Annotated in this window: 17 protein-coding genes and 1 other annotated feature; of the genes, 9 read left to right on the plus strand and 8 right to left on the minus strand. The window is 52.8% G+C overall.

Translation table 11 applies throughout. The features are described 5' to 3' along the window. Positions 1 to 5: 5 nt before the first annotated feature. From trpCF to trpL, 4 genes are all read right to left on the minus strand, one after another. A complete protein-coding gene (gene trpCF / locus FDX11_RS17635) occupies positions 6 to 1,364 on the minus strand; it encodes a bifunctional indole-3-glycerol-phosphate synthase TrpC/phosphoribosylanthranilate isomerase TrpF (protein WP_137398331.1) in 1,359 nt (452 codons plus the stop codon). A 3-nt stretch (positions 1,365 to 1,367) separates the two neighbouring features. Further along, a complete protein-coding gene (trpD, locus tag FDX11_RS17640) occupies positions 1,368 to 2,963 on the minus strand; it encodes a bifunctional anthranilate synthase glutamate amidotransferase component TrpG/anthranilate phosphoribosyltransferase TrpD (protein WP_038640980.1) in 1,596 nt (531 codons plus the stop codon). Further along, positions 2,963 to 4,525 carry an anthranilate synthase component 1 gene (locus FDX11_RS17645; RefSeq protein WP_042308066.1) on the minus strand — a complete coding sequence of 521 codons (1,563 nt, stop codon included), beginning with the start codon at positions 4,523 to 4,525 and terminating at the stop codon, positions 2,963 to 2,965. Before FDX11_RS17645 ends, trpD begins: the two co-directional genes overlap by 1 nt. 23 nt (positions 4,526 to 4,548) lie before the next feature. Next, positions 4,549 to 4,643, minus strand: a sequence feature (Trp leader region). Then, a complete protein-coding gene (gene trpL / locus FDX11_RS17650) occupies positions 4,620 to 4,664 on the minus strand; it encodes a trp operon leader peptide (RefSeq protein WP_012905981.1) in 45 nt (14 codons plus the stop codon). (Overlaps the previous feature by 24 nt.) A gap of 135 nt (positions 4,665 to 4,799) precedes the next feature. Between trpL and rnm the strand changes: the two genes are divergently transcribed. The 3 genes from rnm to rluB all read left to right on the plus strand — a co-directional run bounded on the left by rnm (position 4,800) and on the right by rluB (position 7,271). After that, positions 4,800 to 5,678, plus strand: a complete 879-nt coding sequence (rnm, locus tag FDX11_RS17655) for an RNase AM (RefSeq protein ID WP_137398311.1) — start codon at positions 4,800 to 4,802, stop codon at positions 5,676 to 5,678. Then, the gene (locus FDX11_RS17660) at positions 5,675 to 6,295 is read left to right on the plus strand and encodes an L-threonylcarbamoyladenylate synthase (protein WP_042308069.1); all 621 of its coding nucleotides are present in this window, start codon (positions 5,675 to 5,677) and stop codon (positions 6,293 to 6,295) included. Before rnm ends, FDX11_RS17660 begins: the two co-directional genes overlap by 4 nt. Before the next feature lie 100 nt (positions 6,296 to 6,395). After that, positions 6,396 to 7,271 (plus strand): 23S rRNA pseudouridine(2605) synthase RluB, encoded by an 876-nt coding sequence (gene rluB / locus FDX11_RS17665; protein WP_038640972.1) that lies wholly within the window; start codon positions 6,396 to 6,398, stop codon positions 7,269 to 7,271. A gap of 83 nt (positions 7,272 to 7,354) precedes the next feature. Here the strand turns inward: rluB and cobO are convergent, their stop codons facing one another. Further along, positions 7,355 to 7,945: a cob(I)yrinic acid a,c-diamide adenosyltransferase gene (gene cobO / locus FDX11_RS17670; RefSeq protein WP_137398312.1), complete on the minus strand. Its 591-nt coding sequence runs from the start codon at positions 7,943 to 7,945 to the stop codon at positions 7,355 to 7,357. Further along, positions 7,942 to 8,703 carry a YciK family oxidoreductase gene (locus tag FDX11_RS17675; RefSeq protein ID WP_042308073.1) on the minus strand — a complete coding sequence of 254 codons (762 nt, stop codon included), beginning with the start codon at positions 8,701 to 8,703 and terminating at the stop codon, positions 7,942 to 7,944. Before FDX11_RS17675 ends, cobO begins: the two co-directional genes overlap by 4 nt. Positions 8,704 to 8,925: 222 nt before the next feature. On the opposite strand from FDX11_RS17675, the gene sohB reads away from it, so the two are divergent. Next, positions 8,926 to 9,972 carry a protease SohB gene (sohB, locus tag FDX11_RS17680; protein ID WP_137398313.1) on the plus strand — a complete coding sequence of 349 codons (1,047 nt, stop codon included), beginning with the start codon at positions 8,926 to 8,928 and terminating at the stop codon, positions 9,970 to 9,972. A 54-nt stretch (positions 9,973 to 10,026) separates the two neighbouring features. Here sohB and FDX11_RS17685 read toward each other — a convergent pair whose 3' ends face one another. Continuing rightward, positions 10,027 to 10,278, minus strand: a complete 252-nt coding sequence (locus tag FDX11_RS17685) for a YciN family protein (RefSeq protein ID WP_003020616.1) — start codon at positions 10,276 to 10,278, stop codon at positions 10,027 to 10,029. 398 nt (positions 10,279 to 10,676) lie between these two features. On the opposite strand from FDX11_RS17685, the gene topA reads away from it, so the two are divergent. The 5 genes from topA to acnA all read left to right on the plus strand — a co-directional run bounded on the left by topA (position 10,677) and on the right by acnA (position 18,067). Next, entirely contained in the window at positions 10,677 to 13,274 is a 2,598-nt protein-coding gene (gene topA / locus FDX11_RS17690; protein ID WP_137350289.1) for a type I DNA topoisomerase, read from the plus strand. A gap of 208 nt (positions 13,275 to 13,482) precedes the next feature. Next, positions 13,483 to 14,457 carry an HTH-type transcriptional regulator CysB gene (gene cysB, locus FDX11_RS17695; protein WP_042308079.1) on the plus strand — a complete coding sequence of 325 codons (975 nt, stop codon included), beginning with the start codon at positions 13,483 to 13,485 and terminating at the stop codon, positions 14,455 to 14,457. Positions 14,458 to 14,771: 314 nt separating this feature from the next. Next, positions 14,772 to 14,912, plus strand: a complete 141-nt coding sequence (locus FDX11_RS17700) for a YmiA family putative membrane protein (RefSeq protein ID WP_213083790.1) — start codon at positions 14,772 to 14,774, stop codon at positions 14,910 to 14,912. Positions 14,913 to 14,915: 3 nt separating this feature from the next. Then, positions 14,916 to 15,083, plus strand: a complete 168-nt coding sequence (locus FDX11_RS25180) for a hypothetical protein (RefSeq protein ID WP_170975145.1) — start codon at positions 14,916 to 14,918, stop codon at positions 15,081 to 15,083. A 308-nt stretch (positions 15,084 to 15,391) separates the two neighbouring features. Beyond that, positions 15,392 to 18,067, plus strand: a complete 2,676-nt coding sequence (acnA, locus tag FDX11_RS17705; RefSeq protein WP_042308081.1) for an aconitate hydratase AcnA — start codon at positions 15,392 to 15,394, stop codon at positions 18,065 to 18,067. Between the two features lie 53 nt (positions 18,068 to 18,120). Here acnA and ribA read toward each other — a convergent pair whose 3' ends face one another. Then, the gene (gene ribA, locus FDX11_RS17710; protein WP_038640958.1) at positions 18,121 to 18,711 is read right to left on the minus strand and encodes a GTP cyclohydrolase II; all 591 of its coding nucleotides are present in this window, start codon (positions 18,709 to 18,711) and stop codon (positions 18,121 to 18,123) included. Positions 18,712 to 18,880: the final 169 nt, after the last annotated feature.

An 18,880-nucleotide genomic window follows, 5' to 3' on the forward strand; every position in this document is an offset into this window, starting at 1 on the left:
TTTCCTTAATATGCGCGCAGCGTCTGAAAGACCGAAGCCAGGAGTCGTGCATCTTTGATGCCCGGCTGTGACTCTACGCCAGAATTAAAATCGAGCCCGGCACAGCCGGTTTTTGCCGCGTTGACACAGTTATCGGCGCCAAGTCCGCCAGCCAGTAAAACGTTATCCAGCGATTGCCCGCCTAAAAGCGACCAGTCGAAGCGTTGACCGCTACCGCCCTGGCCGTTGTCGAACACGTACTTATCGACATGCTGATAATCCCTGGCTGGCAATGTTTCGCTCACGCTCAGCGCTTTCCAGATTTGCACCTGTTTGGGCAGCGCATCGCGCAGGGCGTCAACATAGGTCTGATCTTCGCTGCCATGCAATTGCACTGCACTCAGTCCCAGGGCCAACGCTTTGTCGCACACCTCGGTAATCTCGGTGTTACGGAACACGCCGACATACTGCAATGGCGCACCGCTTATCACTTCTCGCGCCTGCTCAACGCTAACCGCGCGCGGAGATGAGGGCACGAAAATCAACCCGCCATATATTGCGCCCGCTTCATATGCCGCGTTTGCATCCTGAGCCCGGGTCAAACCGCAAACTTTGTTCTCGCCAAGCAGAACCCGACGCACGGCGGCGTGCAGGTCATCATGCGACATCAGCGCAGAGCCAATCAGAAAACCGTTGGCGAAGTGGCTGAGTTCGCGTACCTGGCCGTAGGTATTAATACCGGACTCGCTGATGACGGTTACGCCATGACCCAGACGAGGCGCCAGTTGGCGGGTGCGATTCAGGTCAATCGACAGATCGCGTAAATCACGGTTATTGATACCAACAACTTTGGCGCCCAGAGCGATAGCACGCTCCAGCTCTTCTTCGTTACTGACTTCGGTCAGAACACCCATCTTCAGACTATGGGCCACGGCGGCGAGTTGACGATATTGCTCATCGTCCAGCACTGACAGCATCAGCAGGCAGGCGTCCGCCTGGTAGAAACGCGCCAGGTAAATCTGGTAAGGATCGATAATAAAGTCCTTACACAGGATGGGCTGCGACACGATACGGCTGACGATGGGCAGGAAATCAAAGCTGCCCTGGAAATATTTTTCATCGGTCAGCACGGAAATCGCAGATGCGTAATGTTTATACACGTCCGCAATCAGTGCCGGGTCGAAGTCATCACGGATCACGCCTTTCGATGGCGAGGCTTTTTTGCACTCCAGAATAAAGGCGGTACGCGCGCCTTGCAGCGCATCGTAGAAATCACGAGCGCTGGGTTGTACGTCATTTTGAAAGCTGGTCAGCGGTTGTTGTTGTTTCCGGGCTTCTACCCAAATCGCCTTGTCAGCGACAATTTTCGCTAAAACGGTTTGCATCATTTACCCTCTTGCTGCCAGCGCAGTGACACGGTCATAGGCCGCGCCGCTACGCAGCACATTAATCACGGTTTGCGCATTGGTTTTTAAATCTTCTTCACCGTGCAGGCGCATTAACATGGCGACATTCGCGGCAACGGCTGCTTCATGAGCGGCTTCACCTTTACCTTGTAACAAGCGACTAAGAATGTCACGGTTTTCTTCCGGCGTGCCGCCCGCCAGCTGTTCCTGATGGTAAGGCGTCAGGCCAAAGTCTTCCGCCGTCAGTTGATAGCTCTTGATTTCGCCATCATGCAGCTCTGCCACAATAGTCGGCGCATGCAGCGAAACCTCATCCATGCCGCCGCTATGTACGACCGCGGCACGCTGATATCCCAATACGCGCAGCGTTTCGGCAATCGGCAGCACCAGTTCCGGGCTGTAAACGCCGATCAGCGCCAGCGGTGGATGCGCCGGGTTAATCAACGGACCGAGTACGTTAAACAGCGTGCGGGTTTTCAACTGTTGGCGTACCGGCATGGCGTGGCGAAAACCGGTGTGGTATTTCGGTGCAAACAAGAAGCACACACCAAGATCGTCAAGCGCCTGACGGGATTTATCGGCGTTCATGTCCAGATTAATGCCAAATGCCGCCAACAGATCCGAAGAGCCAGATTTGCTGGAGACGCTGCGGTTGCCGTGTTTGGCCACTTTCAGTCCACAGGCCGCCGCAACGAAAGCGCTGGCCGTGGAGATATTGATACTGTTACTACCGTCACCGCCGGTACCGACAATATCGGCAAACAGATAATCAGGGCGCGGGAACGGGGCGGCGTTTTCCAGCAGCGCGGTTGCCGCACCGGCAATTTCATGCGGGTGTTCGCCACGAATTTTCATGCTCACCAGTGCCGCAGCGAGTTGTTCCGGCTTCAGTTCACCGCGTACTACGGCAGAGAACAGCTGGTGGCTTTCCTGTTGGGACAGCGTCTGAGCCTGATACAGTTTCTCCAGAATAGGTTGCAGCGTATTGGTCTGCTCGAGTTTCTGTTGCGCCCAGGCCAGCGTTTGCTCCAGCAGAAGCGCGCCCTGGGTGGTGAGGATCGATTCCGGATGGAACTGGAAGCCACACACGCGATCGGTATCGTGACGGACCGCCATCACCATGCCGTTAAAGTGGGCGTTGATGGTCAATCCGGCCGGAACGTTGCTGCCTACAAGCGAGTGGTAACGCGCTACCGGCAATGGATTCGCCAGACCGCTGAACATTGCCTGACCGTCGTGTTCAATGCTGGACGCTTTACCGTGCAGGATCTCGCCTGCCTGACCGACATAGCCGCCGTAGGCTTCAACAATCGCCTGATGCCCCAGACAAATACCGATAATCGGTAACTTGCCGCGCAGGCGAGTTAACAGCTCCGGCATGCAGCCCGCTTCGCTTGGCGCACCGGGCCCCGGAGAGAGCATCAGCACCGGGTTTTTCATGGTTGCTAAGCGGTCAATTAACGTCTGGGCCGGAATATGGTTGCGGTAAATCACCACGTTATGACCGTTAGTACGCAGCTGATCCGCCAGGTTATAGGTAAATGAGTCGATGTTATCGAGCAGCAGAATGTCAGCCATTAGAAAGTCTCCTGTGCGTGGTGCGCGGTGGCGATAGCACGCAAAACCGCACGCGCTTTATTACGGGTTTCATCGGCTTCAGACTGCGGAACAGAATCCAGAACAATCCCGGCACCGGCTTGTACGGTGGCAATACCGTCTTCCACGAGGGCGGAACGAATCACAATACAGGTATCCAGATCGCCATGGGCGGTAAAGTAGCCTACCGCGCCGCCATAGCTGCCACGGCGACGACCTTCGGCCTCGGCGATAAGCTGCATGGCGCGAACTTTCGGCGCACCGCTTAGCGTGCCCATATTCATACAGGCGCGGTACGCATGCAGCACATCCAGATCGCTACGCAGTTCGCCGACTACGCGGGAAACCAGGTGCATCACGAAGGAGTACCGATCCACTTTGGTGAGGTCTGCAACGTAGCGGCTACCCGGCGTGCAGATGCGCGCCAGGTCGTTACGCGCAAGGTCAACCAGCATCAGGTGCTCGGAAAGTTCTTTATGATCGGTACGCATCTCCAGCTCGATACGGCTGTCGAGATCGCGGTCCAGCGAGCCATCCGCCCGGCGACCGCGCGGACGCGTTCCGGCAATCGGGTAGATCTCAATCTGCCGGCTGGTGGCATCATATTTCAGCGAGCTTTCCGGAGAGGCGCCGAACAGCGTGAAATCGTTGTCCTGCATGAAAAACATATACGGGCTGGGATTACTTTTCTTCAGCACATAGTAGGCCGCCAGCGGTGACGGGCAGGGCAATGAGAAACGGCGGGACGGAACTACCTGGAAAATCTCGCCTGCGCGAATGGCTTTTTGCATCCCGCGCACCACAGCGCCAAATTCTTCATCGCTCTGGTTACATTCGCAGCGCATCTGCGGAATTTCTGTCACGGGCAGCGGCGGTGCAGGCTCGGTAAGCTGCTGACTCAGTTGCGCCAGACGAGCGTTCAGACGCTGTTTTTCGCCATCGCTGGGGGTAAACACGCTGGCCTGAATGCGGGTACTTTTCTTCTGGTGGTCGATGACCATCAGCGTCTCTGCCAGATAAAAGCAGTAGTCCGGGCAACGATTGCCCGCCTCAAGCTGAGGTAAATCCTCAAAACCGGCAACCAGGTCATAGGAAAACAGACCGCCGAAGAACATCGCTTCACGTTCTTGCGCAGGGACATTGACCAGTTCCTGTAATAAACGAAAAGCGTCAAATACGGAAAGGGAACATAAGCGGGCGTCCTCATCCAGCAACGGGCTTACATTGGGAAATTTCAAATGGCGAATGTTCGGCTGTTGTTCGTTTTCAACGCCAGCAGGCAGCGCAGCATCCAGCAGGGGTAGCAGCGATGCGCCGTTCGCGGATAGGGCCTTGATAGTGACAGTGTCACCCAGAGCGGTGATGCGCAACGCGCTGTCGACCAGCAACAAGCTCTTCAGATCATCTTTGCTATTAATATCTGCGGATTCAAGCAGCAGCGTCGCTGGACGCGCGCCACACACCTGATGAAACAGCGCTGTTGGATTCTCACGGTAGGCGGCATCGCAGGTAAGCAGTTCGAGTGTCGGTTTTTGTGTTTGCATCGTTGTTCTCATTAATTTTGTTCAAAAAAAAGCCCGCTCAGTTGGCGGGCCGGGTATCTGGTTGCATATTGCAGACGTAAGACACTGCCCGAAATCAGGAAGTGCGCCACCAACCGTGCAGGACAAATGTTGCTTTCATCTCAGATACCTTCTTCATGTGAACTTGCGTACTAGTTAACTAGTTCGATGGAGTAAAGTCAACACCTGATTTCAGTAAATTTGTCGAAACCGCTATGATGGGCGCGTTACGACATTTATTTAAACGGGAGCCGCCTTGAGCGACACGAATTACGCAGTGATTTATGACCTGCACAGTCATACTACAGCCTCTGATGGGCGATTAACCCCTGAAGCCTTAGTACACCGTGCGGTAGAGATGCGAGTCGGTACACTGGCGATCACCGATCATGACACCACGGCTGGTATTGCGGCGGCAAGAGAAGAAATTTCACGTTCGGGTTTAGCGTTAAATCTGATCTCAGGTGTTGAGATTTCTACGGTGTGGGAAAATCATGAGATCCATATTGTGGGTCTGAATATTGATATTTCTCATCCACTGATGTGCGAGTTTTTGGCGCAACAAACGGAACGTCGTCAGCAGCGCGCGCGCCTGATTGCTGAACGACTCGATAAAGCGCATATTCCCGGCGCATGGGAAGGCGCGTTGCGTCTGGCTGATGGCGGGGCGGTCACTCGGGGTCATTTTGCGCGTTTTCTGGTGGAGTGCGGAAAAGCCACGACAATCGCGGATGTTTTTAAAAAATACCTTGCCCGTGGGAAAACCGGTTACGTTCCGCCGCAGTGGTGTACAATAGAACAAGCTATTGATGTCATTCATCATTCTGGCGGTAAGGCAGTTCTGGCTCATCCTGGGCGGTACGATCTTAGCGCTAAGTGGCTGAAAAGACTGGTTGCATACTTCGCTGAACACCGTGGTGACGCGATGGAAGTGGCGCAGTGCCAACAGTCTCCCAATGAACGCACCCATCTGGCGACGCTTGCGCGCCAGCATCAATTGTGGGCATCGCAGGGATCTGATTTTCATCAGCCCTGCCCGTGGATTGAACTGGGTCGTAAACTCTGGTTGCCCGCGGGCGTAGAAGGCGTCTGGCAACTTTGGGAACAGCCTGAGATTACAGAGAGGAAAGTATGAGCCAGTTTTTTTATATTCATCCCGAAAACCCGCAGCAGCGGCTGATCAATCAGGCCGTTGAAATCGTGCGTAAGGGCGGGGTGATTGTCTATCCAACCGATTCCGGCTATGCGTTGGGCTGCAAAATTGAAGATAAAGGTGCAATGGAGCGCATTTGTCGCATTCGCCACCTGCCGGATGGACACAACTTTACGCTGATGTGCCGTGACCTGTCCGAACTGTCGACCTATTCGTTTGTCGATAACGTGGCTTTTCGTTTGATTAAAAATAATACGCCAGGCAACTACACCTTCATCCTGAAAGGGACGAAAGAAGTGCCGCGCCGTTTGTTGCAGGAAAAACGTAAGACCATCGGCCTGCGTGTGCCGTCGAATCCGATTGCGCTGGCGCTGCTGGAAGCACTGGGCGAGCCGATGCTCTCTACATCGCTGATGCTGCCGGGCAGTGAATTTACCGAGTCTGACCCGGAAGAGATTAAGGATCGTCTGGAGAAGCAGGTGGAGCTGATTATCCACGGCGGCTATCTCGGCCAGCAGCCGACCACGGTCATCGATTTAACTGACGATTCCCCGGTGGTCTTGCGTGAAGGCGTCGGCGACGTTAAACCTTTCTTATAAGGGCGCGAACCGCTATACTACGCGGCCTTAAAATGGCGCTGACTGGCGCCGTTGATTCTCCTGTTCGACGCCTGTGAAGGCGACATCTAAAGGAAGCTCTATGAGCGAAAAGTTACAAAAAGTGCTGGCGCGCGCCGGCCACGGTTCTCGCCGTGAAATTGAAACCATTATTGCCGCGGGCCGTGTGAGCGTTGATGGCAAAATTGCCACGCTCGGCGATCGCGTTGAAGTGACGCCGGGTCTGAAAATCCGTATCGACGGTCATCTGATTTCAGTTAAAGAGTCTGCGGAACAAATCTGTCGCGTTCTGGCCTATTACAAACCAGAGGGTGAACTGTGTACCCGTAACGACCCGGAAGGTCGTCCGACCGTATTTGATCGTCTGCCAAAACTGCGCGATGCGCGCTGGATTGCCGTGGGACGTCTGGATGTGAATACCTGCGGTTTATTGTTGTTCACTACCGACGGTGAACTGGCAAACCGTCTGATGCATCCAAGCCGTGAAGTTGAGCGTGAATATGCGGTGCGTGTGTTTGGTCAGGTTGATGACGCGAAACTGCGCGATCTGAGTCGTGGCGTACAGCTGGAAGATGGTCCGGCGGCGTTTAAAACAATCAAGTTCAGCGGTGGTGAAGGGATCAACCAGTGGTACAACGTCACGCTGACTGAAGGACGTAACCGTGAAGTACGTCGCCTGTGGGAAGCTGTAGGCGTGCAGGTAAGTCGTCTTATCCGTGTCCGTTACGGCGATATCCCGCTGCCGAAAGGCCTGCCGCGTGGCGGCTGGACGGAGCTTGATCTTGCGCAGACCAACTATTTACGTGAACTGGTGGAGCTGAAGCCGGAAACGACCTCTAAAGTTGCCGTCGAGAAAGATCGTCGTCGTATGAAGGCGAACCAGATCCGTCGTGCGGTGAAGCGCCACTCACAGGTCGGCAGCAGCCGTCGTCCGGGCGGTCGCAGCAACAACGGTTAATCATAACCAGGCCTGATAAGCAAAGCGCCATCAGGCGTTAGCGTGGAGCCGGATGCGGCAAAAGCGCCTTATCCGGCCTGGTGTCAGTAATCAATTCCCATCTGAGCCTTCACGCCCGCTTCAAACGCGTGCTTAACCGGGCGCAGTTCGCTCACCGTATCCGCTAACTCCAGAATATCGCGATGACATCCCCGACCGGTGATAATCACCGTCTGATGGGCAGGACGCGCATTTAAGGCATTGATAACCTCTTCAAGCGGCAGATAGTCGTAGGCCACCATATAGGTCAGCTCGTCCAGGATAACCATATCCAGTTCAGCATCAGCCAGCATTCGCTTTCCATGTTCCCATACGGCCATACAGGCTTCGGTATCCGACTCGCGGTTTTGCGTGTCCCAGGTAAATCCTGTCGCCATAACCTGAAACTCTACCCCATGGGGTTCGAGTAAGTTTCGTTCACCGTTTGGCCAGGTACCTTTAATAAACTGCACCACGCCGACTTTTTTACCATGGCCCACCGCGCGCGTGGCGGTCCCGAACGCAGCGGTGGTTTTACCCTTACCGTTTCCGGTGAACACGATAATGATCCCGCGTTCATCCTTTGCAGCGGCAACGCGGGCATCAACCCGCTCTTTAACGCGCTGCTGGCGCTGCTGGTAGCGTTCTTCACTCATTGAGCTATTCCTGGTTTACGGCCCGGCTGGGCATCGAAAGTCATACCGGTTTTACGGCGGCTGTCATCGCCCATCAGCCACAGGTAGAGCGGCATAATATCGGCGGGGGTTTTCAATTTTTGCGGATCTTCAGTTGGAAATGCACTGGCTCGCATCCCGGTACGCGTACCGCCTGGATTGATACAGTTTACGCGCAGGTGACGGTTCTGATATTCATCTGCCAGAACCTGCATCATGCCTTCGGTAGCGAATTTGGAGGTAGCATATGCGCCCCAATTGGCGCGTCCCTGGCGACCGACGCTGGAAGAGGTAAAGACCAGCGATCCGGCATCGGATTTCAGCAATAGCGGCAGCAATGCCTGGGTCAGCATAAAGGTGGCATTCACATTTACCTGCATGACATCTTGCCAGATCTGCGGATTTTGTTCACTCATTGGGCAAATATCGCCGAGTAATCCGGCGTTATGCAGTACGCCATCCAGACGCGGGAATTGTGCGGCAATGCGCTGCGCAAGCTGGTGGCATTCTTCAGAGGTACAGGTCAGTAAATCCAGTGTAAACCACTGTGGGTGTGTTCCGTTTTCATCGGCGATAGTGCGGGCAACCTGACGCAGTTTTTCTTCGTTACGCCCAAGCAGGATAACGGTCGCGCCATAGCGTGCATAGGTCTGCGCGGCTTCGCGTCCGATACCATCACTGGCACCGGTAACCAGAATAATGCGGCCCTGTAAAAGGTCTTGTTTAGGTTGGTAATGCACGGCTACTCCTCGGCGACGCCCTGGCCATCTCGTTCGCAATAACTTTTGGGCTTTATGCCTTAAACCCTGTTCTTTTTCAATCAGCCAAAGGCAATAACACCGCAAAATGAACGCTTTGTCATGCTTTTTGCTGATTCAGCACCAGGATGGATGAAGCAAGACGGGTTAAGCAGCCTGTTGTACACTGAGCGGGAATAGCGTTGTTTAACCAAGGTGGGTCTCGTGGAATTGTTGTCTGAATATGGGCTGTTTTTGGCAAAAATTGTCACTGTCGTGGTGGCTATTGCGGTAATTGTGATGCTGATTGTGAACGCGACACAACGCAAGCGTCAGCGCGGGGAGCTGCGGGTTGTTAACCTCAGCGAGCAATATAAAGAGATGAAGGATGATCTGTCGCTGGCATTACTGGACGGGCATCAGCAAAAATTCTGGCATAAGGCGCAGAAAAAGAAACAGAAACTGCAAGCGAAGGCAGCCAAGGCAAAAGCGAAACTGGGAGACAGTACGTCATCTGATAAACCACGTGTATGGGTGCTGGATTTTAAAGGCAGCATGGACGCCCATGAGGTCAGCGCGTTACGTGAGGAAGTGACGGCAGTGCTGGCAGTGGTTAAACCGCAGGATCAGGTGGTGGTTCGTCTGGAAAGCCCGGGCGGCGTGGTTCATGGTTATGGCCTGGCTGCGTCGCAGTTACAGCGTCTGCGCGATAAGCAGATCCCGTTGACCGTAACGGTGGATAAAGTCGCCGCGAGCGGTGGGTATATGATGGCCTGCGTAGCCGATAAAATTGTCTCGGCACCGTTTGCTATCGTCGGGTCGATTGGCGTCGTGGCGCAGATCCCGAACTTTAACCGCTTTCTGAAAGGGAAGGATATTGATATCGAACTGCACACCGCCGGACAGTACAAGCGTACGCTGACGCTGCTGGGTGAAAACACGGAAGAAGGGCGGCAGAAATTCCGCGAAGATCTGAATGAAACCCATCACCTGTTTAAGGATTTTGTGCAGCGCATGCGTCCGACTCTGGACATTGAGCAGGTTGCCACCGGCGAACACTGGTTTGGGCAACAGGCGCTGGCGAACGGGCTGGTGGATGAAATCAATACCAGTGATGAAGTGATCCTCGGGCTAATGGAAGGGCGCGAAGTGTTGAGCGTTCGCTATATGCAGCGCAAAAAACTGATGGATCGCTTTACCGGGAGTGCGGCCGAGAGCGCCGATCGTTTGCTGCTGCGCTGGTGGCAGCGGGGACAGAAACCGCTGATGTAAAATTGTCATTGCCGGATGGCGTGAACATCGCCATCCGGCAAATCATTTCTTGTATTAATCGATCAAGTGATACTTTTCAGAAAGTACGTGTGCCAGGTGCTTAAACATATTAAACACTGCCGTACTTTTGGGCGTCGGAAGCCCTTGCTCGTCTAAAAAGTAATCGCCGCTGAAAACCAGCACGCCATTTCGCTGCGTAACGCCGGTGGCGACAATCCCCGCCAGCGTGTCCTCATGCTCACGAATGATTTTGTTGGCTTCAATCAGCAGCGTTTCGCGGTCGATAGGTTGCGTGTCTTTATGCATTATTTACTCCTTAAACAAGGACATTAGTCTACGCCGAGCCCGGCTTATGGGCAAATATTCCCTGACATAAATGAAGGTCTTACGTCAGGGTTGCAACTGGCGAGATTTGTTTTTGCATGCTAATAAAGTTGCGTAACGCATTTTATCAGGTACAGTGTGACGCTTTCGTCAATCTGGCAACAGATTTGCTTGACATTCGACCAATACTTCGTCGTGCTATAGCGTTTGTGAGCAAAAAAGCCTGTCAACTCAGTTACATGAGAGTTACATTACAAGCGCGAATCAGTTTAAGGGGTTGATATCCGCCGACGCAGAGACCATATCGATGTCTCGTCGCCAGTGGAAGGTGAATCAACGTGCGACGCATTCTGGAAGAATCAAATTAGGTAAAGGTGAATATGGGTAAAGCTCTTGTCATCGTTGAGTCCCCGGCAAAAGCCAAAACGATCAACAAGTATCTGGGTAATGACTACGTGGTGAAATCCAGCGTCGGTCATATCCGTGATTTGCCGACCAGTGGCTCAGCAACTAAAAAGAGCGCCGACTCAACCTCCACCAAAACGGCTAAAAAGCCCAAAAAGGATGAACGTGGCGCTCTCGTCAACCGCATGGGTGTTGACCCATGGCACAACTGGGATGCGCGCTATGAAGTGCTGCCTGGTAAAGAGAAAGTTGTTTCTGAACTGAAGCAACTGGCTGAAAAAGCCGACCACATCTATCTCGCAACCGACCTTGACCGCGAAGGGGAAGCCATTGCATGGCACCTGCGGGAAGTGATCGGCGGCGATGACACCCGCTACAGCCGCGTGGTGTTTAACGAAATTACCAAGAACGCTATTCGTCAGGCGTTCGAAAAACCGGGCGAACTGAACATCGACCGGGTTAACGCGCAACAGGCGCGCCGCTTTATGGACCGCGTGGTGGGCTATATGGTGTCGCCGCTGCTGTGGAAAAAAATTGCGCGTGGTCTGTCTGCAGGTCGCGTACAGTCGGTTGCTGTACGTCTGGTGGTTGAGCGTGAACGTGAAATCAAAGCATTTGTCCCAGAAGAGTTCTGGGAAATTGGTGCTGACACGACCACGCCTGGTGGCGATGCTTTGCCGCTTGAGGTGACGCATCAGAATGATAAACCGTTCCGCCCGGTCAACCGGGAACAAACGCTTGCCGCTGTTAGCCTGTTGGAAAAAGCGCGCTATAGCGTTCTGGAACGTGAAGATAAACCGACCAGCAGCAAGCCGGGCGCGCCGTTTATTACCTCCACGCTACAGCAGGCTGCGAGCACGCGTCTGGGCTTTGGCGTGAAGAAAACCATGATGATGGCACAGCGCTTGTACGAAGCGGGTTATATCACCTATATGCGTACGGACTCAACAAACCTGAGTCAGGACGCCGTCACCATGGTTCGCGATTACATCAGCGATAATTTTGGTAAAAAATATCTGCCGGAGAGCGCGAACCAGTACGCCAGCAAAGAGAACTCTCAGGAAGCGCACGAAGCTATCCGTCCCTCCGATGTCGCCGTACAGGCGGAATCACTGAAAGACATGGAAGCTGATGCGCAGAAACTGTACCAGTTGATCTGGCGCCAGTTTGTTGCCTGCCAGATGACGCCGGCGAAATACGATTCCACCACCTTAACCGTGGGCGCGGGTGATTTCCGCCTGAAAGCGCGTGGTCGTATTCTGCGTTTCGATGGCTGGACCAAAGTGATGCCTGCGCTGCGTAAGGGCGATGAAGACCGTATCTTACCGGCGGTGGATAAAGGCGATACGTTGACGCTTGTCGAACTGACGCCAGCGCAACACTTTACCAAACCGCCTGCGCGTTTCAGTGAAGCCTCGCTGGTTAAAGAGCTTGAAAAGCGTGGTATTGGTCGTCCATCAACGTATGCGTCGATTATTTCCACGATTCAGGATCGCGGCTATGTTCGCGTTGAGAACCGTCGCTTCTATGCTGAAAAAATGGGTGAAATTGTCACCGATCGTCTGGAAGAAAACTTCCGCGAACTGATGAACTACGATTTTACCGCGCAGATGGAAGACAGCCTCGACCAGGTGGCAAATCACGAAGCCGAATGGAAAGGCGTACTCGACAACTTCTTCACCGATTTTACTCAGCAACTGGATAAAGCTGAGAAAGACCCTGAAGAAGGCGGTATGCGTCCGAATCAGATGGTGCTGACCAGCATTGATTGCCCGACCTGCGGACGCAAGATGGGTATTCGTACCGCCAGCACCGGCGTTTTCCTCGGCTGTTCCGGCTATGCGCTGTCGCCGAAAGAGCGCTGCAAAACCACCATTAACCTGGTGCCGGAAAACGAAGTGCTGAACGTGCTGGAAGGCGACGACGCGGAAACGAACGCTCTGCGCGCCAAACGTCGTTGCCAGAAGTGCGGCACGGCGATGGACAGCTATCTTATCGATCCTAAGCGTAAGCTGCATGTATGTGGTAATAACCCTACCTGCGACGGCTATGAGATCGAAGAGGGTGAATTCCGTATCAAGGGTTATGACGGTCCTATCGTTGAGTGCGAGAAATGTGGCTCTGAAATGCACCTGAAAATGGGACGTTTCGGTAAGTACATGGCGTGTACCAACGACGAGTGCAAAAACACCCGTAAGATCCTGCGTAACGGTGAAGTCGCTCCGCCGAAAGAGGATCCGGTTCCGTTGCCAGAACTGCCGTGTGAAAAATCTGACGCGTATTTCGTGTTACGTGATGGTGCTGCGGGTATCTTCCTGGCGGCAAATACGTTCCCGAAATCACGTGAGACCCGCGCGCCGTTAGTGGAAGAGCTGTACCGCTTCCGCGATCGTCTGCCGGAAAAACTGCGTTATCTGGCAGACGCGCCGCAGACGGACCCGGACGGCAACAAGTCCATGGTCCGTTTCAGCCGTAAAACCAAGCAGCAATACGTTGCCGCTGAGAAAGACGGTAAGGCGACCGGCTGGTCCGCGTTCTTTGTTGACGGTAAATGGGTTGAAGGGAAGAAATAACGGCATTCCGCCTGAATTTCTCCTTAAAGGGTCGCGTAAGCGACCCTTTTTGTTTCTGGCGTATTATTTTTTGTCATGCCTATACAGCTTACATAGAAATGATATAGTGGTTATAGTTAACACGTTTTTTATTATTAAATCGTATTAGCAGCGCTAACGAGCCTGCTTTGAAACGATGATCTGATGGCATAAATCGGGATGGCTTAACATGAAATTACAGCAGCTTCGCTACATTGTTGAGGTGGTGAACCACAACCTTAATGTCTCCTCAACGGCGGAAGGGCTTTATACCTCCCAGCCAGGCATCAGTAAGCAAGTTCGTATGCTTGAAGATGAACTTGGCATCCAGATTTTTGCCCGTAGCGGTAAGCACCTGACGCAGGTTACGCCAGCGGGGCAGGAAGTCATCCGTATTGCGCGTGAGGTACTGTCGAAGGTGGATGCCATTAAGTCCGTTGCCGGCGAACATACCTGGCCGGACAAAGGCTCGTTATACATCGCGACGACCCACACACAAGCACGTTACGCACTGCCAAACGTGATTAAAGGTTTTATTGAGCGATACCCTCGCGTCTCTTTGCACATGCACCAGGGATCGCCGACGCAAATCGCCGAAGCCGTTTCGAAAGGGAATGCAGACTTTGCCATTGCGACAGAAGCCCTGCATCTGTATGACGATTTGGTGATGCTGCCTTGCTATCACTGGAACCGCTCGATCGTCGTGACGCCGGATCATCCGCTGGCGGGAAAAGCGTCCGTTTCTATTGAAGAGTTAGCGCAGTATCCGCTGGTCACCTACACCTTCGGTTTTACCGGGCGTTCGGAACTGGATACCGCGTTTAACCGTGCGGGTCTGGAACCGCGGATAGTTTTTACCGCGACCGATGCCGATGTCATTAAAACCTATGTCCGTCTGGGCCTCGGCGTGGGGGTGATTGCCAGCATGGCGGTTGATCCCGTCTCCGACCCTGATCTTGTACGTGTTGACGCGCACGATATCTTCAGTCATAGCACCACCAAAATTGGTTTTCGTCGCAGCACGTTTTTACGCAGTTACATGTATGATTTTATTCAACGTTTCGCGCCACATCTGACGCGAGATGTGGTGGATACTGCGGTGGCGCTGCGTTCTAATGATGATATCGAAGCCATGTTTAAAGATATTAAATTGCCTGAGAAATAATACCAGCTGTTACCTCGTCGGTATCCTCCGGCATAAAGCGATACCGACGGGAAACACTGAACTAATTGATAATTTACAGTGAATAAATTAACCATATATAGTTTATGGAAAAGATTCTCTAAAGTAGTTTCAAATTAGTCAGCTTGCCAAAAATTCCTTTCAAATATTTATAACCGATCAAACAATCGATTTATTTATCAGGACGAGTCAGAAAATTAACTGGCTTTTTTTCATCTTTTTTATTAGGATTTCTCCTATCTGATGATTAATTGTACCGATTGTTTGGTGCCTAAATGATAAGTGATTTCGATAGTATGAGGTTAGCGATGCCTTCAGGAAACCAGCCTGCACGCAGGGATCCCGCGATGAAACGTAAAGCCTGGTTTGCTGTTTTTCTCGGCTCCGCTGTGTTCTGGATTGTCGTCGCGCTCGTGGTCTGGCAAGTGTGGGGGTAGGTCATGTCCGCACCGGAACAACACGCCACCGTAACGCCATCTCCTCATGAAAATGAACAAGAGAGCAATAGCGGCGCAGAGAATGGGCCGGAAATCCCCACCTCCTGGACGCTTTCCCCTGAACAACGCGCGTTTATTGATCTGTTTACTGATGATGAACAGAAACAGTAATTAATACGAATTTTATTGTCATTATTATTTGCCCTCTGTCTGATACTTCGTATGACTTATTACATGCAATCGCGATGTCCCCGCTAATCAGCATATTATCGATTGCATACATACCTGTTACACATTAAGCCTCATAGCCTTCGCTCTCGAACCTTCTCCTCGTAATTTACGCCACACTCCGCTTTTCCTATGTTTTCCACTTTTATCAATTTGAGTTGTTATCAAAGCGTTACATTTTGTTTGTGTTATCTTTAATACTAACCCTGAAGAAAATCAGGGGATCCAACCCTGTCATTTAAGGAGGAGCTATGTCGTCGACCCTACGCGAAGCCAGTAAGGATACATTGCAGGTTAATGATAAAACCTACCGTTACTACAGCTTGCCTCTGGCCGCACAAACACTGGGTGATATCACCCGCCTGCCTAAATCGTTAAAAGTTTTGCTGGAGAACCTGCTTCGCTGGCAGGACGAAAATACCGTTACCGAAGACGATATTCATGCCCTGGCGCGTTGGCTGGAAACCGCGCATGCCGATCGTGAGATTGCCTATCGACCCGCTCGCGTTTTGATGCAGGACTTTACCGGCGTACCCGCAGTGGTCGATCTGGCCGCTATGCGCGAAGCGGTAAAACGTTTGGGCGGGGATACGGCAAAAGTGAATCCGCTTTCGCCAGTTGATCTTGTCATAGACCACTCCGTAACGGTGGATCGTTTCGGTGATGATGACGCTTTCGAAGAGAACGTCCGTCTGGAAATGGAACGTAACCATGAGCGCTATGTGTTTCTGAAATGGGGACAGCAAGCATTCAGTCGCTTCAGCGTTGTGCCGCCGGGAACGGGGATTTGTCACCAGGTTAACCTTGAATATTTGGGTAAAGCCGTCTGGAGCGAATTACAAAACGGTGAATGGGTGGCTTATCCAGATACGCTGGTCGGTACCGATTCCCATACTACGATGATAAATGGTCTCGGTGTGCTGGGCTGGGGCGTCGGGGGCATTGAAGCCGAAGCCGCGATGCTGGGCCAGCCGGTCTCAATGCTTATCCCTGACGTGGTGGGCTTCAAGCTGGTAGGTAAACTGCGGGAAGGTATCACCGCAACCGATCTGGTGCTGACCGTCACCCAAATGCTACGTAAGCACGGTGTGGTTGGGAAATTTGTTGAATTCTATGGCGATGGTCTGGACACCTTACCTCTGGCCGATCGGGCAACCATTGCGAACATGTCGCCGGAATATGGCGCAACCTGTGGTTTCTTCCCGATTGATGACATCACTCTTGAATATATGCGCCTGAGCGGACGCAGTGAGGAACAGGTCGAACTGGTCGGCGCTTATGCTAAAGCGCAGGGGATGTGGCGTAACCCAGGCGATGAACCCGTATTTACCAGCTCGCTGGAGCTGGATATGGGGAGTGTGGAGGCGAGCCTTGCCGGGCCGAAACGTCCGCAGGATCGGGTTGCACTCGCTGATGTCCCGAAAGCGTTCTCGGCGAGTAACGAGCTTGAAGTGAATAGCTCGCTAAAAGATCGTCAGCCAGTGGACTATACTATGAACGGGCATCAATACCAGTTGCCGGATGGCGCGGTAGTGATTGCGGCGATCACCTCCTGTACCAACACCTCTAACCCAAGCGTATTGATGGCGGCGGGGCTGCTGGCGAAGAAAGCGGTTACGCTCGGTCTGAAACGTCAACCCTGGGTTAAAGCTTCACTGGCGCCTGGCTCTAAAGTCGTTTCTGACTATCTGGCGCAGGCCGGGTTCACACCGTATCTCGATGAGTTGGGCTTTAACCTCGTGGGTTATGGCTGTACCACCTGTATAGGTAATTCCGGACCGTTGCCCGATCCTATTGAGACGGCGATCAAAAAAGGCGATCTCACGGTTGGCGCAGTGCTTTCCGGCAACCGTAACTTTGAAGGACGCATCCATCCGCTCGTCAAGACGAACTGGTTGGCGTCTCCGCCGCTGGTAGTAGCTTACGCGCTGGCGGGGAATATGAATATCAACCTGACGAAAGATCCGTTAGGTCATGACAGAAAAGGCGATCCCGTTTACTTGAAAGATATCTGGCCAACTGCGCAGGAAATCGCCCGAGCCGTTGAGCAGGTGTCTACCGCTATGTTCCATAAAGAGTATGCCGAAGTGTTTGAAGGCACGCCGGAATGGAAAGCGATTCAAGTTGATCGGGCTGACACCTATGGCTGGCAGTCGGACTCGACCTATATCCGTTTGTCGCCGTTCTTTGATGGTATGCAGGCTACGCCGGATCCGGTGCAGGACATTCATGGCGCCCGCATTCTGGCGATGTTAGGCGACTCGGTGACCACCGACCATATTTCTCCGGCAGGTAGCATTAAAGCGGATAGCCCGGCCGGTCGGTATTTGCAAAGCCACGGCGTTGAGCGCAAAGACTTTAACTCCTACGGCTCCCGACGCGGAAACCATGAAGTGATGATGCGCGGTACTTTTGCCAATATTCGTATTCGTAATGAGATGGTGCCAGGCGTGGAAGGCGGGATGACGCGGCATTTACCGGGGACGGAAGTGGTGGCAATCTATGATGCCGCCATGCAGTATCAACAGGAGAATGTTCCACTGGCGATCATTGCCGGTAAGGAATATGGTTCTGGCTCCAGTCGTGACTGGGCTGCGAAAGGCCCACGCTTGCTGGGGGTGCGCGTGGTTATTGCTGAGTCCTTTGAGCGAATTCACCGTTCTAACCTGATCGGCATGGGGATTCTACCGCTTGAGTTCCCTCAGGGGATTACGCGTAAAACGCTGGGATTAACCGGTGAGGAAGCGATTGATATTACGGACCTGCAAAACATTAAACCGGGGGCGACAGTTCCGGTGAGTTTGTCTCGGACTGATGGGCGTAAAGAGGTGATTTTGTGTCGTTGCCGCATCGATACCGCGACGGAGTTAACGTATTACCAGAACGACGGTATTCTCCACTATGTCATTCGTAATATGTTGAAATAACATGTAAAAAAGCCTGCGTGAGCAGGCTTTTCTCTGTACCGGGTAAACGGAAATTATTTATTTAACAAATGGCCCATCTTCGCGGCTTTGGTATCCAGATAATGTTCATTATTCGGATTACGACCCACAATCAGCGGCACGCGTTCAACGATATTGATACCCGCTTCGGTCAGAATTTCCACTTTCTTCGGGTTATTGGTCAACAAACGTACCTCGTCAACGCCCAGCAGCTTGAACATGTCCGCACACAGCGTGAAATCACGCTCGTCTGCCGCAAATCCTAACTGATGATTGGCTTCAACCGTATCATAACCCTGGTCCTGCAACGCATAGGCGCGGATTTTATTTAGCAGGCCAATGTTGCGTCCTTCCTGACGATGATAGAGTAGAATGCCACGCCCTTCTTCAGCAATGTGGGACAGGGCCGCTTCGAGCTGGAAACCGCAATCGCAACGTAGGCTAAACAGCGCATCGCCAGTCAGACACTCAGAGTGGACACGCGCCAGGACAGGCGTTTGGCCTGTAATATCGCCAAAAATCAGCGCGACATGATCGTGTCCGGTTGCCAGTTCTTCAAATCCCACCATCAGGAAATCGCCCCAGGGGGTTGGCAGTTTGGCTTCTGCCACACGTTTAAGCTGCATGTAATTCTCCAGATTATGCTGGCACTGTCGTGCCGTCGCCTGTTGGCTTCTGTTCTGTATTGCACTATTTTGCCATAAGCCAGCGATGTTCACCTAATTGCGACAACGGATTCGCTTTTGGAATGGCACAAAATTGTCAATTTTTCCGGCGTGCGCATTTTTCAGTTAT

This window comes from Citrobacter sp. wls714 (genome assembly GCF_005281025.1).
Lineage (GTDB): Bacteria > Pseudomonadota > Gammaproteobacteria > Enterobacterales > Enterobacteriaceae > Citrobacter > Citrobacter werkmanii.